This is a genomic window from Blautia obeum ATCC 29174, assembly GCF_025147765.1.
Classification (GTDB): domain Bacteria; phylum Bacillota; class Clostridia; order Lachnospirales; family Lachnospiraceae; genus Blautia_A; species Blautia_A obeum.
Window position 1 is genome coordinate 2,948,992 of sequence record NZ_CP102265.1, and the last position, 23,433, is coordinate 2,972,424.

21 protein-coding genes are annotated in these 23,433 nt (G+C 42.6%); 8 read left to right on the forward strand and 13 right to left on the reverse strand.

What is annotated here, in order from left to right; translation table 11 throughout:
- Positions 1–196 precede the first annotated feature (196 nt).
- Positions 197–643 (forward strand): CBS domain-containing protein, encoded by a 447-nt coding sequence (locus tag NQ503_RS14250; protein ID WP_022389142.1) that lies wholly within the window; start codon positions 197–199, stop codon positions 641–643.
- A gap of 24 nt (positions 644–667) precedes the next feature.
- Here the strand turns inward: NQ503_RS14250 and NQ503_RS14255 are convergent, their stop codons facing one another.
- The 4 genes from NQ503_RS14255 to NQ503_RS14270 all read right to left on the reverse strand — a co-directional run bounded on the left by NQ503_RS14255 (position 668) and on the right by NQ503_RS14270 (position 4,771).
- Positions 668–2,107, reverse strand: a complete 1,440-nt coding sequence (locus tag NQ503_RS14255) for a M20 family metallopeptidase (RefSeq protein ID WP_044926234.1) — start codon at positions 2,105–2,107, stop codon at positions 668–670.
- Positions 2,108–2,178: 71 nt separating this feature from the next.
- Complete coding sequence (locus NQ503_RS14260) at positions 2,179–2,955, reverse strand: amino acid ABC transporter ATP-binding protein (RefSeq protein WP_005428014.1); 777 nt, start codon at positions 2,953–2,955, stop codon at positions 2,179–2,181.
- Complete coding sequence (locus NQ503_RS14265; protein WP_022389139.1) at positions 2,939–3,724, reverse strand: amino acid ABC transporter permease; 786 nt, start codon at positions 3,722–3,724, stop codon at positions 2,939–2,941. Before NQ503_RS14265 ends, NQ503_RS14260 begins: the two co-directional genes overlap by 17 nt.
- A gap of 180 nt (positions 3,725–3,904) precedes the next feature.
- Positions 3,905–4,771, reverse strand: coding sequence for a transporter substrate-binding domain-containing protein (locus NQ503_RS14270; RefSeq protein ID WP_005428017.1), 867 nt, complete (start codon positions 4,769–4,771; stop codon positions 3,905–3,907).
- A gap of 341 nt (positions 4,772–5,112) precedes the next feature.
- Between NQ503_RS14270 and hydF the strand changes: the two genes are divergently transcribed.
- The gene (gene hydF / locus NQ503_RS14275) at positions 5,113–6,339 is read left to right on the forward strand and encodes a [FeFe] hydrogenase H-cluster maturation GTPase HydF (RefSeq protein WP_005428027.1); all 1,227 of its coding nucleotides are present in this window, start codon (positions 5,113–5,115) and stop codon (positions 6,337–6,339) included.
- A 246-nt stretch (positions 6,340–6,585) separates the two neighbouring features.
- The gene (gene dapF, locus NQ503_RS14280; RefSeq protein WP_005428029.1) at positions 6,586–7,428 is read left to right on the forward strand and encodes a diaminopimelate epimerase; all 843 of its coding nucleotides are present in this window, start codon (positions 6,586–6,588) and stop codon (positions 7,426–7,428) included.
- Positions 7,429–7,491: 63 nt separating this feature from the next.
- Here dapF and aroE read toward each other — a convergent pair whose 3' ends face one another.
- The 6 genes from aroE to NQ503_RS14310 all read right to left on the reverse strand — a co-directional run bounded on the left by aroE (position 7,492) and on the right by NQ503_RS14310 (position 14,946).
- Positions 7,492–8,358, reverse strand: a complete 867-nt coding sequence (aroE, locus tag NQ503_RS14285; protein WP_044926238.1) for a shikimate dehydrogenase — start codon at positions 8,356–8,358, stop codon at positions 7,492–7,494.
- A gap of 131 nt (positions 8,359–8,489) precedes the next feature.
- A complete protein-coding gene (locus NQ503_RS14290; RefSeq protein ID WP_005428034.1) occupies positions 8,490–9,287 on the reverse strand; it encodes a Cof-type HAD-IIB family hydrolase in 798 nt (265 codons plus the stop codon).
- A 36-nt stretch (positions 9,288–9,323) separates the two neighbouring features.
- Complete coding sequence (locus tag NQ503_RS14295; RefSeq protein ID WP_005428036.1) at positions 9,324–10,679, reverse strand: ATP-binding protein; 1,356 nt, start codon at positions 10,677–10,679, stop codon at positions 9,324–9,326.
- A gap of 245 nt (positions 10,680–10,924) precedes the next feature.
- The gene (locus tag NQ503_RS14300) at positions 10,925–11,815 is read right to left on the reverse strand and encodes a quinate/shikimate dehydrogenase (RefSeq protein ID WP_334290520.1); all 891 of its coding nucleotides are present in this window, start codon (positions 11,813–11,815) and stop codon (positions 10,925–10,927) included.
- A gap of 76 nt (positions 11,816–11,891) precedes the next feature.
- Positions 11,892–13,913, reverse strand: a complete 2,022-nt coding sequence (locus NQ503_RS14305) for an oxidoreductase (RefSeq protein WP_005428041.1) — start codon at positions 13,911–13,913, stop codon at positions 11,892–11,894.
- 94 nt (positions 13,914–14,007) lie between these two features.
- Positions 14,008–14,946 carry a LysR family transcriptional regulator gene (locus NQ503_RS14310; RefSeq protein WP_005428043.1) on the reverse strand — a complete coding sequence of 313 codons (939 nt, stop codon included), beginning with the start codon at positions 14,944–14,946 and terminating at the stop codon, positions 14,008–14,010.
- Positions 14,947–15,304: 358 nt separating this feature from the next.
- Between NQ503_RS14310 and NQ503_RS14315 the strand changes: the two genes are divergently transcribed.
- The 5 genes from NQ503_RS14315 (at position 15,305) to NQ503_RS14335 (ending at position 20,497) form a co-directional block, all read left to right on the forward strand.
- Positions 15,305–16,519: an MFS transporter gene (locus tag NQ503_RS14315; RefSeq protein ID WP_005428044.1), complete on the forward strand. Its 1,215-nt coding sequence runs from the start codon at positions 15,305–15,307 to the stop codon at positions 16,517–16,519.
- A 106-nt stretch (positions 16,520–16,625) separates the two neighbouring features.
- The gene (aroD, locus tag NQ503_RS14320; RefSeq protein WP_005428046.1) at positions 16,626–17,387 is read left to right on the forward strand and encodes a type I 3-dehydroquinate dehydratase; all 762 of its coding nucleotides are present in this window, start codon (positions 16,626–16,628) and stop codon (positions 17,385–17,387) included.
- Between the two features lie 133 nt (positions 17,388–17,520).
- A complete protein-coding gene (locus tag NQ503_RS14325; protein ID WP_055055365.1) occupies positions 17,521–18,147 on the forward strand; it encodes a TRAP transporter small permease in 627 nt (208 codons plus the stop codon).
- Complete coding sequence (locus NQ503_RS14330) at positions 18,148–19,437, forward strand: TRAP transporter large permease (RefSeq protein ID WP_005428052.1); 1,290 nt, start codon at positions 18,148–18,150, stop codon at positions 19,435–19,437.
- 10 nt (positions 19,438–19,447) lie between these two features.
- Positions 19,448–20,497, forward strand: a complete 1,050-nt coding sequence (locus NQ503_RS14335) for a TRAP transporter substrate-binding protein (RefSeq protein WP_005428054.1) — start codon at positions 19,448–19,450, stop codon at positions 20,495–20,497.
- 253 nt (positions 20,498–20,750) lie between these two features.
- On the opposite strand, the gene NQ503_RS14340 is transcribed toward NQ503_RS14335, so the two are convergent.
- The 3 genes from NQ503_RS14340 to NQ503_RS14350 are packed head-to-tail and all read right to left on the reverse strand — an operon-like array spanning position 20,751 to position 23,400.
- Positions 20,751–21,809, reverse strand: a complete 1,059-nt coding sequence (locus tag NQ503_RS14340; RefSeq protein WP_005428056.1) for a sugar ABC transporter substrate-binding protein — start codon at positions 21,807–21,809, stop codon at positions 20,751–20,753.
- Positions 21,806–22,222, reverse strand: a complete 417-nt coding sequence (locus tag NQ503_RS14345; protein ID WP_242650199.1) for a helix-turn-helix domain-containing protein — start codon at positions 22,220–22,222, stop codon at positions 21,806–21,808. Before NQ503_RS14345 ends, NQ503_RS14340 begins: the two co-directional genes overlap by 4 nt.
- On the reverse strand, positions 22,168–23,400 hold the full coding sequence (locus NQ503_RS14350) for a response regulator (RefSeq protein WP_005428060.1): 1,233 nt from the start codon (positions 23,398–23,400) through the stop codon (positions 22,168–22,170). Before NQ503_RS14350 ends, NQ503_RS14345 begins: the two co-directional genes overlap by 55 nt.
- Between the last annotated feature and the right edge of the window lie 33 nt (positions 23,401–23,433).

Sequence of the window (23,433 nt, forward strand, 5' to 3'; positions counted from 1 at the left end):
GTAACGTAAATCTGCTGTAAAAGTTACTACTAAGCATTTCTTCTATAGTATGATTTCACCAAATTTTAATAATTGAATTATTGACAGACAGGTACCTTCATACTATCATATCAATAGCAACTGACATAAATTGTTTCAGTAAATATACATCAGCTGTTCACAGCTGCAACATATATGAAAGACCGAGGTACTTACCGTGAATATTTTATTTTTCCTGACACCCAAAAGTGATGTAGCCTATATATTTGAGGACGAGACACTTCGCCAGACTGTTGAGAAGATGGAGCACCGCAAATTCTCCTGTATTCCTCTCCTAAGTATGGATGGCCGTTATACCGGCACGATTTCCGAGGGGGATATTCTATGGGGCATCAGGCGACTGAATATCAACAGCACTGACCTGAAGGAAATGGAAAATGTCTCCATCATGGCTATCCCGCGACGCGCCACTTATAAACCGGTACACGCAGATGCTGATATGGAAGACCTTCTGGATCGTGCGATCAATCAGAATTACGTCCCGGTAGTTGATGATCAGGGATATTTCATCGGAATCATCACACGTAAAGAAATCATCAAATACTGTTACAAAGAAATGAAAGAATTAAGCATTCTTCGTAAAAAAGAAGAAGCCGACTCCTGAATGGAGCGGCTTCTTTTTTAATCTTTAATCCGGAATCACCGGAACTGCATCCGCCGGTATCGGGCAGACAAAACCATCTTTTGTTCTCTTTTCAAATTCTGCTCTTGCCTCATCCAAGAGAGATGTATCTTCAATCAGATCAATTGCGGTTGCTGCAATAACTTTTCCTGCGTGGACCGCTGCTTTATGGCCAATCTCTGTGCGGTCACAGGAAACATTCTGCCAACTGTGTCCCGGGCATCCATTCGGCCATGCTGCTACATGGATCTGGGCTGTCGGTGTCAGCCAGCTTACATCTCCAACATCAGTAGAGCCAGCCTTAAAGGCATCCTTCTGATACAACGGTGTAAGGAATCCATTCATTGCATGTCCGTATTCCTTCTGCATCTTCTCCACCTGTTCTTTTGCATTCTCATCATTTTCTGCTGCAACTCCAGGTACACCGCTGGAATCATAAGTCTCAGCCAGTGCATCCGCATATGCATTTTCTTCTTCTGTATATTTCGGCACACCAAGTTCTTCAAAATTCTTGTAGAGAACTCTCTCCAGTGCAAAGTTGCTTACGGTATCTGCAAGACCGTCTATGAATTTCTTTTCATAAGTAGTCTCTGTCATCAGAGCAGCACCCTCTGCGATCTTATCCACACGCTTCTGAAGCTCCACTGCCTCTGCCACATGGTTGGAACGGACCATATAAAGAACGCTTGCACGAGACTGTACCACGTTCGGGCTGCATCCGCCGGCATCTGTGATCGCATAATGGATACGTGCTTTATCACTCATGTGCTCACGAAGGAACTGCACTCCGATATTCATAAGCTCAACTGCATCAAGAGCACTGCGTCCCTTCTCAGGTGCACCGGCGGCATGTGAAGCGATGCCGGTAAATTTATACTGTGTCTGGATACAGGAATTTGAAGAGCCTGTAGCCACCTCATTTACATCTTCCGGATGCCAGGTAAGTGCTGCATCCAGTTTTTTCCAAAGACCATCACGAGCCATAAATGCTTTTGCAGCACCACCTTCTTCTCCCGGGCATCCGTAAAGGATCACTGTACCAGAAACATCATTCTGTTCCAGATATGCCTTGATTCCAAGAGCAGCTGCAAACGCACCTGCACCAAGAAGATTATGTCCGCATCCATGACCATTTCCACCAGCGTTTTTTTCTTTACGCTCGATAAGGCCACCTTCCTGAGAAAGTCCTGAGAGAGCATCGTACTCTGCAAGAATACCTATATATGGTCGTCCGTGTCCATATGATGCTGCAAACGCAGTCTCAATATTGCAGGTTCCGCGTTCCACATCAAATCCTTCTTTTTCCAGTGCTTCACAGTAGGTTTCCGCGGATTTGAATTCCTGAAGAGAAAGCTCTGCGAATTCCCAGACTTTATCGGCAATGCCAACGATCAGAGACTTTTTTTCTTCAATTGTCTGCAGTGCAGACTGTTTTTGTGCTGTCATCGTATCGTACCTTCTTTCTATAAAATTAAGAAAAGACAAAGGCAACCAGAGTATTCCGGTCGCCTTCATTATTATAATACCTTAGATAAAAATTCCTGCAGACGCGGGTTCGTCGGATTATCAAAGATTTCTGTCGGAGTGCCATCTACAAGAAGCTTTCCGTCTGCCATGAAAAGAACACGGTTTCCAACTTCACGCGCAAATCCCATCTCGTGCGTTACTACAACCATGGTCATACCTTCCTTGGCAAGCTCTTTCATAACATCCAGAACTTCTCCTACCATTTCCGGGTCAAGCGCAGATGTCGGCTCATCAAAGAGCATCACTTCCGGTTCCATCGCAAGTGCTCTTACGATCGCAACACGCTGTTTCTGTCCACCGGAGAGCTGGATCGGATACGCCCCTGCACGGTCTGCAAGTCCGACACGTTCCAGAAGCTCGAGTGCTTTTTTCTCTGCCTCTTCTTTGGAAACGCCTTTGACTTTCATCGGTGCCAGAGTCATATTGTCCAGAATGGTCATATGCGGAAACAGGTTAAAATGCTGGAAAACCATTCCCATTTTCTGACGAAGTCCATCGATATCAAGTTTTACGGTCTTGCCGGAAGCATCTTTGTATTTCTTCTTGGTGATGTCCACACCGTTAAAAATTATCTCACCGTCTGTCGGCTCTTCCAGAAGATTCAGACTGCGAAGAAATGTGGATTTACCGGAACCGGATGGTCCGATGACTACCATTACGTCGCCTTTGTTGATATCTGCTGTCACACCGTCCAGTGCTTTAATCGCGCCTCTGTGATAATGTTTCTTGAGGTTTTTTACCTGAATCAGACTATCGCTTGTCGCCATGGCTCATTCTCCTTTCGAAATATGCAATCAGTTTGGAGGTTGGGAAGCACAGGCAGAAGTAAATAGCTGTAGCTACCAGCAACGGCTCGATGATAATGAATGTCGCACCTTTGACTGCGTTTACGGCAGACATGATATCCTGTACACCGATGGTGTATGTGATCGCGGATTCCTTGATGATAACAACGAATTCGTTTGCGATCGCCGGAAGGATATTCTTGAGTGCCTGCGGAAGGATGATATAACGCAGGTTCATGGTCTGGGAAAGTCCCAGGGAACGTGCTGCTTCTGTCTGTCCCTGGTCAATAGACTGAATACCAGCTCGCATGATCTCGCAGAGATATGCGCCTGAGTTCATACCAAGTGCAACAACACCCGGGAAGAAACGATTGAATTTGATAAATCCAAACAGCTGGAATGATGGAAGATCGATCATTCCGAACACACCATAGTAGATGATAAAAATCTGTACCAGTACCGGAGTGGAACGAAGAATCTCTACATAAGCAGTTGCGATAAAAGAAAGGGGATTAAATTTGGACAGCCACACCAGCGGTCCTCCCTCTCTCAGATGTCCATTACGGTCTACTGCCAGAGCACGGAACGGACGGATGTTTGACATACGCATCAGTGCGAGGATCAGAGCAAGAACAAAACCAATCGCTACTGTAAACAGTGACAACAATACAGTTACGAGAAGACCCTGTCGAAACAGCTGTGCATATGGGGCAATTTTGCCAAAATTAGATAATTTAATAAAACTGTCCATATAAACTCCTTTCATTGTATAGTTAATTTTCATATATCATTGCTGAATACTGAACTTAATTACTTAAGTTTAAACAGCAACAATTCCTCCCCATATATATCTGGGGAGGAATCTATGATTTTTGTTTGTGTTGCCTGAAATATCTTATAAAATATTTTTATAAGAAATCTTTCTTAAATATTATTCAGCGTCATCTGCTGCATCAGCTTCCGGAACTGCACCGTTCTCGTCCAGTGTTCCTTCATATGTCTGACCTGCTGCAAGCTCTGTTGCATCTGCTACGAATTTATCTATAGAACCATCATCAATAGCATCTGCGATCGCTTCGTTTACAGCTTTAAGAAGTGCTTCGTTTCCTTTTGCTACACCGATTGCCGATCCTTCTGTATCATATGGTACATCACATACGATTTCAAGATCCGGATAGTTTTTCTGGTAGCTTTCTGCTACAGCTGTCTCAATGAATGCACCGTCCATCTTACCTGTCAGAAGCTCAGTGATGATATCTGTAACCTTCGGGAGAGATACGATATCTGCATCCGGAGTGTTTTCGTTTGCAAGATCAAGCTGGATAGAACCTGTCTGTGCACCGATAGAATAATCTTTGTTGTTTGCATCTTCAAGAGTCTTGAACTGATCAGCTTTGTCTTTTACTGTTACGAAAGACTGTCCGCCCTTGTAATACAGATCTGAAAACTCCATAGCATCTGCACGAGCCGGATCCGGTGAAAGACCTGCCATGCCAAGGTCAACGTTTTTCTGTGAAAGCTCGCTTAATACACCGTCGAAGTCCATCGGAACTACTTCCAGTTCCAGTCCCATCTTGTCTGCGATGTACTGAGCCAGATCCATATCAAATCCGGAAAGTGTCGGGTTGCCATCTTCATCGATTGAATAAAATTCATATGGTGCGAAGTCCGGGCTTGTTGCAACTGTAAGCTTACCATCTGTAACAGTCTCTACCTTATCATCAGCCATTGCCGGAACTGCCATAGAAACAGCCATAACTGCACCAATCATAATTGCTGTAATTTTCTTTAAGTTCATCTTCTCTTCCTCCTCGATTTTCCTTGAGAATATTTATGCATGAAAATGCATAATTTCTTTTCATTTTTCTTATTGTATCATACTATCCCAAAATTACAAGCACAACTTTTATTAATTAGTACACAAAAATTATGCAATATTTTAACATTCACTTGTTAAAACGCATAAATATACTGTTTTGGCATTGCTTTCAGGCGCAAAAACATTCTCAGATACATGTATTTCACTTGAATCTGTTTTTATATTTTTCTATAATAAAAGAATACTTTTATTTCAGATCATACTGAATCCATATTTTAGTGTATTATAAATTTTTATGCATTATACAGGAGGGCTGTTCTATGGGAATGAATCAGACACCCGCTTCTGAACGGGTACATATCAGTTTTTTCGGAAAAAGGAATGCCGGTAAATCCAGTGTTATCAATGCTGTAACCGGACAGGATCTCGCAATTGTTTCTTCCGTTATGGGAACAACCACCGATCCCGTCTACAAGACCATGGAATTGCTTCCACTTGGCCCGGTCATGGTCATTGATACTCCCGGTATTGATGATGAAGGTGAACTTGGTGCGCTCCGCGTCCGCAAAAGTTATCAGGTTCTGAACAAAACAGATATCGCAATTCTTGTTATCGACAGTACGGCTGGAAAAGGCGAAGAAGAACTTGAACTGATTCACCGTTTTCATAAAAAAGGCATCCCTTATCTGATCGTATATAATAAGATTGATCTGCTTTCTACCGAAAAGATCAAGGATCTTGCCATGTCCGTCCGTGCCGGAGAAGTTCTGGTCAGTGCTTCCGACGGCATGAACATCCAGGAACTGAAAGAAAAAATTGCCTCTCTGAAATCGGAAGACACGCACAAATACCCACTGATCCAGGATCTGATCGAACCCCTCGACCTGGTCATTCTCGTTGTCCCAATCGATAAAGCTGCCCCAAAAGGCCGTCTGATTCTGCCACAGCAGCAGACAATCCGCGATATTCTGGAACGTGGTGCTCTCTCTCTTGTTGTACGAGATACAGAATTAAAAAGTACCCTGGATCATTTTCTTGCACAAGGTGCCTGTCCGAAACTTGTCGTTACAGACAGTCAGGCATTTGCACGTGTTTCAAAAGACGTGCCGGAAAACATCACCCTGACTTCTTTTTCGATTCTTTTTTCAAGATATAAAGGAGAACTGGAAATTCAGCTGAAAGGTATTGCTGCTCTTTCTTCTATTGAAGATGGTGACCGCATCCTGATTGCAGAAGGATGTACACACCATCGCCAGTGCGGAGATATTGGAACATGCAAGATGCCTGAATGGATTCGAAATTATACCGGAAAGAAGCCTGTTTTTGAATTCACTTCCGGAACAGAGTTTCCGGATGATGTCTCTTCCTATAAAATGGTGGTTCACTGTGGTGGCTGTATGTTAAACGAACGTGAAATGAAGTACCGTATCGCCTGCTGCCAGGATCAGGGTGTACCGATTACCAATTACGGAATCCTGATCGCACAGGTGACAGGTATTCTGAAACGAAGCCTCGGGCCTTTCCCGGAAATGCAGAAATTGATCTGAGACTGCCTTCATAACCAATTTAATTTCTTAATTTTAACGTTTCTGTGCTATACAGTCTCTGCATATTTATGTTATATTTGTAATTGAATTGTAATTTTTTACTCTGGTTTCACAAAACTATAACATTTTTTCGTTATACTAAAACCTCGAAATATAGAATCTGTTTTGGAATTTTCCAAATACGATTAAAAAGGGAAGTACTTTTATCAGGGAGAATATTTATTTGAATGAGGAGGATTTATTTTTATGAAATTTACCAAAATGCATGGAATCGGAAACGATTATGTATATGTAAACTGCTTTGAAGAAACTGTAAGTAATCCGTCTGCTGTCGCAAAATTTGTCAGCGACCGTCACTTCGGAATCGGATCTGACGGACTGATTCTGATCAAGCCATCCGATGTGGCAGACTGTGAAATGGATATGTACAATCTTGATGGTTCTCAGGGTGCCATGTGCGGAAACGGAATTCGCTGTGTGGCAAAATATGCCTATGATTACGGCATTGTAAATAAAACGAATATTTCTGTTGCTACTAAGAGCGGTATTAAATATCTGGACCTGACTCTGGGTGATGATGGAAAAGTTGCTCTTGTTAAGGTTAACATGGGCGCACCAATTCTGACTTCCAGACAGATTCCGGTGGTTTCCACAAAAGAGCAGGTAATCGATGAGCCACTGAATGTTGATGGAACTACTTACCACATCACTGCTGTTTCTATGGGAAATCCACATGCGATCGTATATATGGATGACCTGAGAAATCTGGATATCGAAAAGATCGGACCAAAATTCGAAAATCACATTGCTTTCCCGGACCGTATCAATACGGAATTTGTCAAAGTAATCGACCGCCATACACTGCAGATGCGTGTGTGGGAACGTGGATCCGGTGAAACGCTCGCCTGTGGTACCGGCGCATGTGCCGTTGCTGTTGCTTCTACCCTGAACGGTCTGGTAGATGAAGACCAGCCTGTTACCGTGAAGCTGCTCGGTGGTGATCTGCAGATTCTCTGGAACCGTCAGGAAAATCTCGTTTACATGACCGGCCCTGCTACAACCGTATTTGATGGGGAAATCTTTTTATAAAAAAAGCAAGGGGACTTCGTAAGCCAGTCCCCTTGTTTTTTTATAAAGCCATAACTTCTCTTGTCAAGAGAAATATTTCTCTTTAATGATCTCTACAGGCATTTCCTCACCTGTCCATAGTTTGAAGGAAGCAGCTCCCTGGTACAGCAGCATGTACATTCCATTACCAGTCTTGCATCCTGCTTCTTTTGCTTCACGAAGAAGTCTTGTCTCCTGCGGATTATAGATTACATCAAATACAAACAGATCTTTATGGAACATACTTGTATCTGTAATGATCGTTCTGTCTACATTCGGTGCCATACCTACTGAAGTACCATTTACAAGGATTGCACTTTCTGCGATAGATGTACGGAGTACTTCCGGATCGGAATAATCATGCAGAGTTACTTTGCACTCTGTGCGCTCGTTCAGTTTTGCAACGATTTCTTCTGCTCTTGCGAAGAAGTTATCTCTTACGTTGAATACATTGATCTCAGCAACTCCATCCAGTGCGGCCTGTACCAGAATCGCAGTTGCAGCTCCACCAGCACCGAGAAGAGTCATCTTCTTTCCGATAATATCAACGCCGTCTTCTTTGACAGCTCTCATAAATCCGACACCGTCTGTTGTGTATGCTGTCAGAACACCATTGTCATTAACGATGGTATTACATGCTCCTGAAATCTCAGATGCAGGAGATACTTTATCTGCAAGCTTACACATAATGTTCTTGCCTGGCATCGTGATATTCCATCCTCTTGCTCCCATCGTACGAAGTCCCTGTACTGCCTCCGGCATTTTATCTTCCGGTACATCAAACGCAAGATATGTATAATCCAGCCCCAGCTGATCGCATGCTTCATTATGCATTTCCGGAGAAACACTGTGCGCGACCGGGCTTCCAAGTAAACATAATAATCCGGTGTGTCCTGTGATATGTTTCGACATAATCCATTTTCCTTTCCGCGTATCAAAATTTGACGATTTCACTCTCGCCTGAATATAAAAAATATTATACACGATTTAAAGTGATAAAGCAAAGACTATTTTTTATGTTTTAGCAGGAGGTTTGTCTGTACTTACAATAATGTTTTCAGTATACTCAAAACCCCGTCCTCTTCATAAGAAGGGCAGACTTTTTTGGCGGCTTTCTGTACTTCTTCCCTTGCATTTGCCACTGCATAGCTGACACCCGCACTTTTCAGCATCTCAATATCATTAATGTTATCCCCAAATGTACAGGTTTCTTCCGGAGTAATCCCCAGATATTCCTGTAAAAATGCAACGGCTGATTTTTTATCCGCACCGTGTGGTGTACAGTCCATCCATTCTTTACCAGCACATGCCATATTCACCTTGTCCTTCCAGTATGGTGTAAAGACAGGTGCGCATTTTTCTTCACAATGATCTGTGTTATATATGGCAATCTTCATAATCTGTTCGCCCGCAAAGTTTTCTGCCAGATCCGGTACTTCTCTGATGTCATATCCATAGGAATCCCGGAGCCATCGGAACATCGGTGTATTCGCGTTTTCCGCATAACTTCTGTCCGGACTGGAAATAAAATAATCACATCCCGGCATTTCCTTTTTGGCCATACGGGCCATGTTTTTCCATATCTCATCTGACAATGTATGCACCTTCAGGATTTTTTCAGATGTACGGATCAGGGTCCCTCCATCTGAAATATAAGAAATGATATCTTTTACCGGAGCAAACAACTGCTTTTCACTGCTGTACTGCCTGCCGGAGCATGCTACAAAATGTATGCCCTTTTCCGTCAGTTTCCTTATTACATCCATATACTCCGGGTTAATGTCCAAAGTTCCATCTTTTACAAGTGTTCCATCAATATCTGATACGATAAGCTTTATCATAAAAATTCTCCTCTTCTTTTCCTCATTACTCAAAAACTATTGCAATATGCTAAAATCCGGGCTATATATATAATCTTCCGGAATTGTTCTCTTTTTTAACAGACCCGCCAGGTAAATCGGACAGTAAAAAATCTGATCTTTCATTTCAATGTTTTCATTACATAATACGATTGCCTGTTTGATCTCGTATGACTTATTCTGCATGACATTATTTAAAGCCGGATGTCTCATATAGTTTTTTCCGGATTTCACTTCTATCGGAAGCGGATATCCTTCATATTCTATCACAAAATCAAGCTCTCCCTGTTTTTTACTGTTAAAATAGTAAAGTTCAAAACCATGAGCGTAAAGTTCCTGTGCCACTGCATTTTCATAAATGGAGCCAAAATTGATATCCACTTCTTTATTCAGTATTCTGATCTGCAGACCATCGGCATACATTGCAGCCAGCAAACCTACATCTGATAAAAATAACTTGAACAGGTTTGTCGATTTTGACAGAAGCAACGGAATTTCCGGTTCCTGAACACAATAGGTTGGCAGTGCAACTCCAGCCTCCTTCAACCATATAAAACTATTTTCGTATCTTGAAAACTTAAAATTTTCATTCAGATTTTTCAAAATAAATCGTTTATTTTTGCTGTTCAATTCGCTCGGAATCAGCTGAAAGATTTCTTCAAGATACAATTTGTGCTCCGGATCATATCGCGATATATCTTTCTTGTAAAGCTGAATGATTCCCTTCTGCACCTGCATAACTTCATTCAGATTGTTTGTATCTAAGTATCTCTGTACAGCAGCCGGCATTCCACCCACAATCAGATACAATCGAAATAATTCCATCATTTTCTCATGAATCAATGGATCAATCGGCGTTCTTTCTTCAAAACATTTCTGCAGATTGTCCATTACTCTCTGTGAAACGCGATTTGCTCTGCAAAATTCAAAAAAATTCATCGGAAACATTTCATAAATGGACATATATCCTACTGGAATGGAACGAATATCCTTCAATTCTACTCCCAGAAGTGAACCACTTAAAATATATCGAAAGCTACCTTCTTCCACAAGAAATTTAATCGCAGTAACAATTTCTTTGCATTCCTGCACCTCATCAAAAAATATCAAGGTCTTTCCTTTTTCCATTGGAACATCTGTTAACGCCGATATACGAAGCAAAATGTCTCTGCTGTCTGAAGCATTTTCAAAAAGTGTAACCGCTGATGGCATTTCAAGAAAGTTAATTTCTATGACATATGGGAAATTTTCTTTTGCAAATTCTCTGATACAGTATGTTTTGCCAACCTGTCTTGCCCCTGTTATCATTAACGCGGACTTTTTTTCTGTCTGAAAAAAATCCTTAATTTTTTCTTCAATTTCCCTGTATAACATTGCTCTCACTCCCTTTTATTCAGGCTATTTTGCGCTTCCGCTACATATAGTATGCCACATTTCCAATTATATAACAATATTTTTGTCCGTTTTTCCAATGTTTTTTTGCTTATTTTGTCCGTTTTTTCTCAGCATTTTTAACGTTTTTGTCCGTTTTTTCCATAATAATAAAAAAACTGCACACCGTCGCGCAATGCGTCAGTGCACAGTCCTTTATAAGCTTATTCAGAATCGGTCTTTACTGATCAGATTCCAAGTTTTTCTTTCATGTAGTCTACCGGAGTATCTTTTCCAGTGTAAAGTTTGATTGCAATCAGAGCCTGGAACAGCATCATGCTCATACCATTGTAAACTCTTTCACATCCTGCTTCTTTGGCCTGCTTCATCATAACTGTTTCGCGTGGTGCATAAACTGTATCTGTTACGATCAGGTCTTTCTTGAAGAAAGAAGGATCCGGGATATTGGAAAGGTCTTCGAGTGGATGCATTCCTACACCTGTTGCATCACAGAACAGGTCTGCTGCATGCATTTTTTCTTTGAGGAGATCATGATCTGCAAGATCGTTCATTGTAGCTTTGCAGTTTGTGTTCTTGTTGATCAGGTCAACGATTTCTTCTCCACGGCTATAGAATTTATCTTTGATGTTGAAGATTTCAATCTCAGCGATTCCGTCAAGAGCTCCGCGTACTGCGATTGCTGTTGCAGCTCCGCCGGTTCCGATCAGGACCATCTTCATTCCTTTAAAATCAATGCCTTCTTCTTTGAGTCCCTGCCAGTATCCCATACCGTCAGTGTTGTAGCCTTTGAGTTTTCCTGTAACCTGTCCGTTTTCATCACGCATGTTTACAACTGTGTTGATGGCACCGCATAATTTGGCAGCTTCATCAACTTCGTCCAGATATTTGTGAACAACTGTTTTGTTCGGCATGGAGATGTTGGAACCAAGCATTTTAAGCGCACGGATACTCTGAACAGCATCTTTCAGGGAATCATTATCTACTTCAAATGCAAGCTGAATAACATCATCGCCGTTTTTGTCATATGCGAGGTTGTGAGTTGTCGGTGACTGTGTGTGACGGATCGGGTAAGCCATTAATCCTACTAATTCTGTATGTCCTGTAATGTTTGGCATGATTTTTTCCTCTTTTCTTTTAATGAAATTATATATATTCTGATACCAACGACTTGGATCTTTGCTCCCTTAGTATCATTTATTCAAGTGGCTCTAAGTGCAGATAACCCTGAGATTCAAGCACGTTCAGGATCGCACGACCTTCCATGGTACCTTCCATAATACGGCGGGCACGTACAGAATCACCAATTGTATATACATAAGTTTCTGTATCTTTAAATGCCTCTTCAAGTCCCGGAAGTACCGGATTGTTAGAACGCATTCCAAGGCAGTTGAAGCCAAGATCGAATTCCATATCCTTGATCTGACCATCCGGAAGTTTTACTGTGAATGCATTTTCTTTTACTTCCTGAAGTGCTGTGTTTACATATTCCTTAACACCATACTTATCGTGTGTCTCACGCATGGAACATTTGGTGATCGGATCTGCAAGCATACCGATCTGAGGAAGCATATCGATGATCGTACACTCTGCTCCGCGAGGTGCAAAATATTCAATCACGTCAAGTCCGACAGATCCACCGCCGACTACAACGACTTTTTTGCCCTGACAGGCTTCATCCGGGTATTTTCCTGCATTCAGGTTGTTGATCATATCAAAGATCGTAGCCACATTTCCGGCTTCGATGTTTTCTTTAAGGCCTTTGATCGGAGGTACAAGCGGTACGGAACCCGTTGCATTTACAACGATGTCCGGTTTGAATTGTTTTACTTTCTCAACAGTTGCTTCTGTATTCAGGAAAACATAAAGATTTTTCAGTCTGGCTGCACGAGCTTCCAGATATTTCGGGAAATCTTTCATACGAGTCTTGCTCGGAAGATCAGAAATAAATGTAGAAAGACCGCCAAGGTGATCTTTTTTCTCCAGAACAAAAACATTACATCCAACTTCAGCAGCTGTACATGCTGCTTCCAGTCCGGCTGTTCCGCCACCTACTACTACAACATTGCAGTTTTTGTTGACTTTGAGTGCTTTATAAATATCGCCTTCCGGTACAGCCGGGTTGACGGTACAACGGATCGGACGGTTTACGCCGATACGGTTTCCTGCACATCCAACATTACATGAAATACATTTACGAAGAATATCTTCTTCTCCGTTCTCGACTTTCTTAACCCAATTCGGCTCTGCGATCAGACCACGTCCCATTCCGACGATGTCCACATCCCCACTTTCGAGAACTTTCTCAACGATCTTCGGATCACGATAGTTACCAGCATTGATGACCGGTTTCTTAAATTTGTCTTTTACGGCTCTTGCCATATAGGATCTCCAGCCATCCGGAAGGAAGTTGGAGTCGATCTGGTACTGAAGAGACGGATTCAGTCCACAGGAAACATCATACATATCTACGAACTCATCCAGATATTCCAGATATTCCAGTGTATCTTCCAGAGTGTTTCCACCCGGTACTCTTTCTTCAGCAGAGATACGAACGATGATCGGGAACCATGGTCCTACATTTTTACGGACCTCTTCGAGTACCATACGTGGGAAACGAAGACGGTTTTCTACAGAACCTCCGAACTCGTCTGTTCTCTTATTATAATAAGGAGAGATAAACTGGCTCATCAGATAAGAATGTCCGCAGTGGATCTCGATTGCATCAAATCCAATTGCCTGGACACGCTTTGCAGCCTCTCCATATTTTTTAACAGTTGTAAGGATTTCTTCTTTTGTCATCGGACGCGGAACTTCTCCGCCGACCTTTGTCGGGATGTTTGAAGAAGAAACGGTTTCCATTCCGGTTCTTGCGGAAGAAGCAGATGCTCCGGCATGGTTTACCTGAATTGCTACAGTCGCACCATTTTTATGAAGGTTTTCTACGAGCTGATAATAACGTGGCATAAAACTGTCATGGTCGATACGGATCTGACTTGTACCATTAGAGCCTGCCGGATACTCGATGTTGGCATTCTCCAGAATGATAAGACCTGTGCCGCCTTTTGCACGAAGTGAGTAGTAATTCATATGACGGTTACTCATCTCACCGCTTGTTTCACCGTAGTTGGTTCCCATCGGAGTCATTGCAATACGGTTTTTAATAGTCGTTCTTTTAATCGTAATTGGTTCAAAAATCTTTGGGTAATCACTCTTCATGAAATAATCTCCTATTCATTCATAAATAATAAAATATGATATTCACATGAGTGGCAATCCTTTGTTTGTGACACAATTATCATAACTCTTTGTATTAAAAATTAACAATATCTTTCAGATAAACTTTTGATACGTTTTCGGTATCATTCGCATCTTCTGCCTGCTGCTCCTTCATATAATTGATAAAACGCTCTACAGCCGGCAGACGATAACGGTCTTTCATCCAGAACATAAACACCTGACGATAAATCTGCAAACCCTTTAATTTGTGGATATTGATACCATCTGCATCCAAAAGAATATCTGTCTGTGGCATCAGGGCAATTCCGAAGTTCTCTCTTACCAAAGACACGATAGAATATTCATCCGGACATTCTACGATCGTATTTGGTTCGATCTGGTATTTTCTGTATAAATATTTTGCGTACGTTCCCATCCAGGATTCTTTCTCATAACCAATCACGGGATAATGATTCATCTCTGAAAGTGGCACTTCCCGGATTCCGGCAAGCGGATGCTTCTTTGGTGTAATGATCACCAGCTCCTGTGCACTGAGTGGAAAAAATTCCATATCCTCTTTTTTCAGATAACCACCAAATCCGATATCCAGTTCTCCGGTACGCACCTTCGCAGCGATTGCCGGTGTATGATTCTGCCAGAAATTAAAGACCACATTCTTATTCTCTTCTTTATTCAGGAATTCTCTCACTTTATGCGGAATATAATGGCCCGCAAGCGGAAAAATATAACCGATATCAATTTTGCCGCCATCCGCAGAAAGCTCCTGCATTTTACCCACTGCCACATCGCAGTCTGCTGCGATCCGGTCTGCATGCTCCAGAAAAAGCTGTCCTGCCTTGGTCAGTGTCACTCCCCTGCCTTTTTTTTCAAATAAAGCTACCCCAAGTTCGCTTTCCAGTACTGCCATCGAGCGGCTCAGGGACGGCTGTGAGATATACAGTTCTTCTGCTGCCTGATGATAATTTTCCAGTCTTGCTACTTTCTGAAAATACAGAATCTGATTTAGTGTCATTACCTTCTCCTCCTGTATAATATACCTCTTATTCTACAGAATTACCCGTTACTGTTTGTACCATCTACAGCAACCTGATCTTTCCTATTTTCCTTCCTTATATAAATAGCTAAAATTTATCAGTTATTATACCATATTAATGCATTCAATGCATTAGTTTTCCACTTTAAAAGCATTAGACTACATGCATTGTTCCTGTTACAATACAATCAAATGTTATTTTTTTAACACAATGTAACCCGGCATTTCTGATGTTTGTGACAGAACAAAAAGAAAACCGAAGAAAACTACTGTTCACTCCGTTCACAGTTACCCGTGAACAGTAACAGCACAATTACTTTAGGAAAAGGAGAATAACATGAACAAAAAATACCTGCCAAGTGCATTGATTTTGTACTTAAACTACTTCATCCACGGTGTTGGATGCTCTATTCTGGGACAGGCTGTTATCAAAGACGCTCTCGCTACCGCATGGGGCGTTGAGGCAATGGCGATCACAGCGATCTCTGCTGCTCTTGGACTTGGACGACTGATTGCCCTTCCATTTGCCGGTCCTCTTTCAGACAAACTTGGACGTCGCATTTCCACAGCGATCGGCAGTGCTTCTTATGCAATCTACCTGATCGGTCTTGCTCTTGCATTTAATGCAGGCACAAGCGGCGGTTACACAATTGCTTATGTATGTGCGATCATCGGCGGTATCGCAAACTCATTCCTTGACACTGGTATCTATCCGGCAGTTGCCGAGATCATCTACAAAGCTCCTGGCGTTGCAACCATGGGAATTAAATTCTTCATCGCGATCGCCCAGATGCTGCTTCCATTCGTACTCGGTGCAACCGTAGCTACAACAGCTGCAGGACTTACTTCCTACAACCATCTGTTCTTCGGATGTGGAATCATCTACCTCGTACTCTTCGTACTGGTATTCCTGTTCCCACTTCCAGATGCAGACCAGAAAGCAGCTGGTAAGAAAGAAGGACTTATCGACAGCCTGAAACACACACACTTCTCCTTCGAATCTATCGCAATGATCCTGATCGGATTCACATGTACAGGTACTTTCCAGCTGTGGCTGAACTGTGCACAGAACTTTGCAAAAGAAAATGTAGGCTGGACTGACCCGTCTATCATGCAGACTTATTATTCCGCAGGAACACTGATCGCACTTGTTGTGACAGCACTCCTCACAAGAAAGATCAAAGATGTTCGTTTTATTGTAATCTATCCGGTTATCTGTCTGGCAACACTGATCGTTGTTCTGACAGGCCAGAACCAGACACTGATGATCGCCGGTGCATTCATCATCGGTTGGGCAGGTGCAGGTGGACTGCTCCAGATTGCTACCTCTGTATGCAACATGCTCTTCCCTAAGATCAAAGGTACGGTAACTGCTCTGGTTATGATCGCATCCTCTCTGTGTAACTACACGATCCTGACAGCAGCATCCAAAATGCAGCCATCTCAGGTTATGATCATGAACATCGTACTTACAGCAGTTGGTGTTGTACTTGGTCTGTTTGTAAACATCCGTTACAAAAAAATGGTTGAACTCGCAGAAGCTGAGAACTAAAATGAGAACCAGGGGCGAAAAGTCCAATAGCTGTTCGTGCTTGCACGATAAGGCATCTGGACTTGGAACCCGTCGTAATCATTATATAATAGAAAGGAAACTCATCATGAATACAGTTAAAATCCGTGATATCGAAATCGGTGCAGGTGCACCGAAAATCATCGTTCCGATCGTTGGTATTACAAAAGAAGATATCATTGAAGAAGCCAAAACTTTTGATTCTATCCCAGTTGATGTTGTTGAGTGGCGTGCAGACTGGTTTGAAGGTGTTTTTGATTTTGCAAAGGTTGAAGATGTATTGAAAGACCTTCGTACAGTTCTTGGTAACATCCCACTTCTCATGACTTTCCGTACTTCTAAAGAGGGCGGCGAGAAAGCAATCGAGCCGGATGCTTATGCAGAGCTCAACATCAAAGCAGCTCAGACCGGATATGTAGATCTGGTTGACGTAGAGATCTTCACAGGTGATGAGATCGTTAAAAAGATCATCGACGGAGCTCATGCAGCAGGTGTTAAGGTTATCGCTTCCAACCATGACTTCTTCAAAACTCCTGCAAAGACCGATATCATCTATCGTCTCCGCAAGATGCAGGATATGAATGCAGATATTCCAAAGATTGCCGTTATGCCACAGAACAAAAAGGATGTTCTGACTCTTCTGGCTGCAACAGAGGAAATGACAACAAATTATGCTGACAGGCCGATCATCACCATGTCTATGGCAGGTACCGGCGTCATCAGCCGTCTCTGCGGTGAAGTATTTGGTTCTTCCATGACATTCGGTGCCGCTAAGAAAGCATCTGCACCGGGACAGATGGGAGTAAATGATCTGAATACAGTCCTTGGACTTCTTCACAATGCAATGTAACATATAATATATTTACTTCTTGAAAACACCGGTATTTTTATTTAAAATAGAAATATCGGTGTTTTTATAACTGCAAAGCGTTGAACTGTTACAGTTACATTACCATCTATACTTATTTTAAGGGAGGTCCTTCATGAAAAAAATACTTCACTGGCTGGACGAGAATCTCGAAGAATTTATCCTGGTCATCTTCCTGATTGCCATGACACTGATCATGGGAATTCAGGTATTCTGCAGATATGTTCTTGGAATGTCCCTGTCCTGGTCCGAAGAACTTACCAGATATCTCTTCATCTGGTGTGGATTCTTGAGTGTAAGCTACTGCAGCAAAAAATGCCTTTCTATTAAGATCGAGCAATTTGTCGCAATTTTTCCACGCCGCGGAAAAGCAATCTTCAAAGTAGTGAATCACACCTTCGAGCTAATCTTTTTTATTTACATGATTCCGTTTGCTTATTCTTATATGATGTCTTCTGTTCACAGCGGACAGCTTTCACCGGCATGCGGCATTCCGATGTACTATGTACAGGCCGCACCTCTGGTTTCTTTTGTACTGGTCACATTCCGTGTCCTGCAGCGCTGGATCATTGAGTTCCGTGTTGCAAGAGGTGAAAATGTATTTGACCCGGCACATCCGGAACGCAATACCCCAGAATCCTTTATCCAGGCAAATGCAGAATCCCATAACGAATCTGCTCTGGAATCAGGAATCGATAACCGCATCAACACGATCAAAAATTCAAATGAGGAGGAACACTAAATGCCAGTTGTAGTTTTATTTATTATCTTTGTTGTCTTACTGGTCATCGCAGTTCCGGTATCCATCACCCTTGGAATCACATCTGTTCTTCCGTCTGTGTTTGATCCGTCCTTTACTGTTGGTGCCAAATATCTGATTCGTGCCATGTTTGGCGGTCTGGACTCCTTCCCGCTCCTGGCAGTTCCAATGTTTGTCCTTTCCGGTATCATCATGGCCAAGGGCGGTATTTCCAAAAAGCTGTTTGATGTTTTTGCCTATTTTCTTGGCAAATTCACTGCTGGTATGCCATGTGCCGTAATCGTCACCTGCCTTTTTTACGGTGCGATCTCCGGTTCTGCTCCGGCAACGGTTGCTGCTGTTGGAAGTATGACGATTCCAATCTTGTCCAATCTTGGTTATGATCTGACATTTTCTACTGCAATCGTTGCAGTGGCTGGTGGACTCGGTGTTATCATTCCGCCTAGTATTCCATTCATCATGTACGGCATGGCCTCCGGTGCGTCTGTCAGCGATCTGTTCCTTGCCGGAATTATCCCAGGACTCATGATCGGAGCCCTGCTCATGCTCTATGCGATCTATCACTGCAAACGCTACGGTGAAGACAAAGAAAAAATCCATGCAGAGGTACAGATGCTTCATGACAAAGGGCTTCTGAAAGTGCTCAAAGAAAGCTTCTTTGCACTGTTAAGCCCGGTCATCATTCTCGGATGTATCTACACAGGTGTTGCTTCTCCGACAGAAGCTGCTGTTATCTCCGTATTTTATGCCCTGATCATCAGTCTGTTCGTATACAAGAGCATTAAGCTCCGTGATATCTGGCCGATCCTTGTAGAAGCGATCCGTACTTTTACACCAATCCTGTTCATCCTGGCAGCCTCTACTGCCTTCTCCAGAGTACTGACTCTGATGCAGGTACCGCAGACCGTCAGCGAATTTATCCTGAACAATTTCCACAGTCCGGTTGCAATCCTGCTGATCATTAATCTCTTCCTACTGATCGTAGGAATGGTCATGGATACCACACCGGCAATCCTGATTCTGACACCGATCCTGCTTCCGATCGTGCAGGCTATCGGTATGAATCCAATCCAATTTGGTGTAATCATGGTTGTCAACCTTGCCATCGGATTTGTAACTCCACCAATCGGAGTCAATCTGTTCGTTGCAAGTTCACTGACAGATGTGCCGGTTATGCAGATTGCAAAAAAAGCCCTGCCAATGATCGCATTTTTCCTGGCAGCGCTACTCCTGATCACTTTCATACCGGCAATCTCTATCGGAATCTTATAGGAGGAAAGACATGAAAAAATTTACTACATGCAATACATCCGATAAGAAAAAGCGTCACATCCTCCGTATGCTCCCGGTGCTGACTGTGGCTGGTGCTTTGAGCATTGCCCTTACAGGATGTGGTACTTCTTCTGAAGATGAAGTACAACGCTATTCCTGGCCACTGGCAACCGCCAGCCCGGAAGACACTGTTACACAGATCTTTGCAGAAAAGTTTGCCGAGGAAGTCGCAGATTTAAGCGATGGCAAAATGAAGATCCAGGTATACGCGAACTCCACACTCGGTGGTGACCGCGACCTGCTTGAAACCTGCTCAGATGGAGATATCCCATTTGTCGTACAGAATACTGCACCTCAGGTTTCTTTCATGAGTGATCTGGCAGTCTTTGATCTTCCATGTGTTTTTGATTCTCTCGACGACTGTCGTAAGAAGATCGATGACCCGGAATTCTACAGCCTGATCAGTGATGTTTATACAAACGGCGGCTATCATCTTCTCGGTATGGCTGACCAGGGCTTCCGTGTCATGAGCACAAACAAACCAGTCAATAGCTTTGCAGACTTTAAAGGTCAGAAGATCCGTACTATGGAAAACAGTTATCATCTGGCATTCTGGAAGGCACTCGGTGCAAACCCGACTCCAATGAGTTTCAGTGAGGTTTATATCGGTCTTCAACAGCATACGATCGATGCGCAGGAAAATCCATATGAAGTTATCGTTTCCAACAACTTATATGAACAGCAGGATTATGTGGTCGAGACCAATCATCTTCCGCATCTGATCTCTCTGATCGTCAACGATGATTTCTTCAAAGATCTTCCGGAGAATGAACAGGATATCATGACAGAAGCCGCACAACTTGCAACAGAATACGCAAGAGAACAGTCCGATGCACGTATTGCAGATAAAATTGCAACCATCGAAGAAAGCGGTACACAGATCATTACCCTGTCCGATGAGACACGTAAAGAGATCCGCGAGGCATCCAAAGGCGTGTATGATTCGATTAAGAAAGTGATCAAGCCGGAGATTTATGAAACATATATGGATAAAGAATAATACCAGCGCTGAGATGTAAAATTACGTATCCTATCTGTTTTATACAGGCCTGAAAAGATCTGTCAGAAGTACTTAGTGAAGAGAATTCTACTTTGCTTCGAAAAATGGCACTGTCTGAGCGACAGCGAGTTTGACATTTTTCGAAGTGGTTTTTGTAGAATTATCTTCTCTTAGTACTTCCAGATCTTTGAACTAGCCTGTAAGAACAGCTATGAGACGTAATTAGTTTATATTTTATACTGTGACTTTCTCATTATTTCACATTAAGGTATACATCCTCATGTGTATGGAACCCTCCATCTATGACCACTTCATCCATATTCTCTTTCGTCACAGCCACCGGCGTGATCTTATAATACGGAATCTCATATTCTCCATCATTGGTCGTCTCGGTAACAGGGTATTCACAGTCAGCTGACCCGATATCCTCCCCATTTCCAAGCATCACTGCCAGTGTCGCCGCCGTAGATGCCTCCTGCTCGATCGGCTTATACACCGTCATGGTCTGGGTTCCTTCTACAATACGCTGGCATGCAGCCAGTTCTGCATCCTGTGCGACAACAGCGACCTGTCCGGCAAGGCGGTTTTCGGACAAAACTTTAACTACCTGACTTGCCAGATCGTCATTACCACACATAACACCAACAATATCATCCGTCACTTCCAGCCCCTTGTTTACATGAGTTTCCGCTATTTCTGCAAGCCAGTTATCACAATAACCGGAGTAAACGATATTAAGCTTACTATCCACCAGTGCATCTTTAAATCCCTTCTCAACTTCCTCAACATTTTTATCTGTCGGTGATCCATAAATCGCAAAGATATTTCCGCCATCCGGGCAAGCTTTTTTCAGGGCTTCACCCATCAGTGTTCCAACCATCTCATTGTCGATCGTAATATACAGATCCGCATTTACATTGGGAATGATACGGTCATAGCAGATTACACAGATTCCTTTGCTTTTTGCTTCTTTTACCACATCATATAATGCATCGCCATCAATTGGTATAATAATGATCACGTCCATTTTTTTCTGGATGAAGTACTCAATCTGAGAAATCTGTTCCTCCACTTCTCCTCCGGCCACCTGCACATTTACTTCTGCCCCAAGACTCTGCGCTGTAGACACAAACATATCACGGTCACGCAGCCATCGTTCAATTACAAAAGAATCAAAGCTAAGTCCAATCTGCAGTTTATCCTCTTCTGTTGTATGTGCTGTTTCCGTCTCCACACTCTGCTTTCCACATCCTGTAAGCATCAGTGCAAGCACTATCCCGATTATAAGAAAAATGCCTGTTTTCTTTTTCATTTTCCATACCTCGTTTTATATTCACTTGGTGTCATATCTGTCTGTTTCTTAAAAATCCTGCTGAAATAATTCGGATCTGTATAACCACTCCGGATCCCGGCTTCTTTAATACTGATATCCGGCTGAGCCAAAAATTCCTTAGCTTTTTCTATCCGCACCTTCGTCACATATTCAATAAAGTTTTCTCCGGTCTCTTCTTTAAAGATCTTGCTGAAGTAATAAGGGCTGATATTTACAATGCCAGATACATCATCCAATGAGATGTCTTTATTATAATTCTCCTGGATATACAGCATCGCTTTCTTTGCAGCAGAATTGGACTGGTCTTCCTTCTGATCCCGGATTGCGCGGCAGGCATTCACCATCTTGTCCAGAAACCATTTTCGCAGTTCTTCATACCCTGTACATGCCATGGCTGCATCAAGATAATCGCGTCGATAGCTAAATCCATAATTGATCGCGCCTGCTTCAAATGCTTTTTCTCACCCCAGATAATATATTCCAGGGTCTTCAGCCGGATGTTATTCATGTCGTCTGCATAATGTGCCACCATCCAGTCAAAAAACACATTTATCTCCTGGATACATTCTTTTTCTTTTCCCTCTTCCAGATAACGGAAAATATTTTTTTCCATCTCTACCGGAAATTCCTCATCATACACACCATTCTGGGAAAGATCTTCGATATGTATCACACGGCTCTTGCTTCCATTCAATGCACGCAGTGCCTCACGATAAGAGCGCTCCATCTCCTGCATTTCCCGTACTCTTCCGATTCCGACACGAAATTTCGCTTCGATACGATCTTCTAATCGGGTAATCAGGCTTCGTGCCTGTTCAACCAGATCGATTCTTTCTTCATATGGATTCTCAGACAGTGCACACGGAACCACGATTGGAATACGATTGGACATGATCGATCCCACTGCACAGGAAAAAGAAGATTTTACGATATCTCTCAATTCCGCATAAAAGTCCTGTGCCTTAACATTCATTCCAACCGGGCTTACCAGCCTTCCATTCTCATAAGACTGTCCAAACTGAATGATCATAACATAGCCCTGTTTTTCCTCAATATCCAGAAGCTGTTGGTAATAGTCTGCCACCTGCATCTCCTGTTGGAAAAGAAGGCTTCCAACAAAACTGTTTTCTACGACCGGAATGACTGTTTCCAGTTTTTCCTGTATTCTCAGAAGGTTACTTCGCTGATTTCTTTTTGTATCAACTTTTGCTGTGGCCTCTTCCACTGCTGCAATGATCTTGGCCTTTGAGATTGGCTTTGTCAGATATCGCTCGACTCCCAGATCAATTGCTTCTTTTGCATAATCGAATTTGTCATAGGCCGATACAACATAAAACAGAGCTGTTGTATTAAATTTTCTTATTTCTCGCATAGCCTGTATTCCATTAATACCAGGCATATGAATATCCATAAATACGATATCCGGATGAAAAGTCTCCGCGATCTCTGTTACGGCTCTTCCTGTTTTGGCAGTTTCTACGATACATGAATCCCCAAATGTACTGGATATAACATTCTTAAAGGCTTCCAGCATGATTCCTTCATCATCTGCAACTAAAATTCGATACATTCTTCTGTCTCCCCTTTGTTATGCAATATTTCC

Excerpts from the sequence above, each read along its gene's own strand:
- NQ503_RS14255 (WP_044926234.1), bottom strand. The coding sequence starts at position 2,107 with ATGACAGCACAAAAACAGTCTGCACTGCAGACAATTGAAGAAAAAAAG.
- NQ503_RS14260 (WP_005428014.1), bottom strand. The coding sequence starts at position 2,955 with ATGGCGACAAGCGATAGTCTGATTCAGGTAAAAAACCTCAAGAAACAT.
- NQ503_RS14265 (WP_022389139.1), bottom strand. The coding sequence starts at position 3,724 with ATGGACAGTTTTATTAAATTATCTAATTTTGGCAAAATTGCCCCATAT.
- NQ503_RS14270 (WP_005428017.1), bottom strand. The coding sequence starts at position 4,771 with ATGAACTTAAAGAAAATTACAGCAATTATGATTGGTGCAGTTATGGCT.
- hydF (WP_005428027.1), top strand. The coding sequence starts at position 5,113 with ATGGGAATGAATCAGACACCCGCTTCTGAACGGGTACATATCAGTTTT.
- dapF (WP_005428029.1), top strand. The coding sequence starts at position 6,586 with ATGAAATTTACCAAAATGCATGGAATCGGAAACGATTATGTATATGTA.
- aroE (WP_044926238.1), bottom strand. The coding sequence starts at position 8,358 with ATGTCGAAACATATCACAGGACACACCGGATTATTATGTTTACTTGGA.
- NQ503_RS14290 (WP_005428034.1), bottom strand. The coding sequence starts at position 9,287 with ATGATAAAGCTTATCGTATCAGATATTGATGGAACACTTGTAAAAGAT.
- NQ503_RS14295 (WP_005428036.1), bottom strand. The coding sequence starts at position 10,679 with ATGTTATACAGGGAAATTGAAGAAAAAATTAAGGATTTTTTTCAGACA.
- NQ503_RS14305 (WP_005428041.1), bottom strand. The coding sequence starts at position 13,913 with ATGAAGAGTGATTACCCAAAGATTTTTGAACCAATTACGATTAAAAGA.
- NQ503_RS14310 (WP_005428043.1), bottom strand. The coding sequence starts at position 14,946 with ATGACACTAAATCAGATTCTGTATTTTCAGAAAGTAGCAAGACTGGAA.
- NQ503_RS14315 (WP_005428044.1), top strand. The coding sequence starts at position 15,305 with ATGAACAAAAAATACCTGCCAAGTGCATTGATTTTGTACTTAAACTAC.
- aroD (WP_005428046.1), top strand. The coding sequence starts at position 16,626 with ATGAATACAGTTAAAATCCGTGATATCGAAATCGGTGCAGGTGCACCG.
- NQ503_RS14325 (WP_055055365.1), top strand. The coding sequence starts at position 17,521 with ATGAAAAAAATACTTCACTGGCTGGACGAGAATCTCGAAGAATTTATC.
- NQ503_RS14330 (WP_005428052.1), top strand. The coding sequence starts at position 18,148 with ATGCCAGTTGTAGTTTTATTTATTATCTTTGTTGTCTTACTGGTCATC.
- NQ503_RS14335 (WP_005428054.1), top strand. The coding sequence starts at position 19,448 with ATGAAAAAATTTACTACATGCAATACATCCGATAAGAAAAAGCGTCAC.
- NQ503_RS14340 (WP_005428056.1), bottom strand. The coding sequence starts at position 21,809 with ATGAAAAAGAAAACAGGCATTTTTCTTATAATCGGGATAGTGCTTGCA.
- NQ503_RS14345 (WP_242650199.1), bottom strand. The coding sequence starts at position 22,222 with ATGGCATGTACAGGGTATGAAGAACTGCGAAAATGGTTTCTGGACAAG.
- NQ503_RS14350 (WP_005428060.1), bottom strand. The coding sequence starts at position 23,400 with ATGTATCGAATTTTAGTTGCAGATGATGAAGGAATCATGCTGGAAGCC.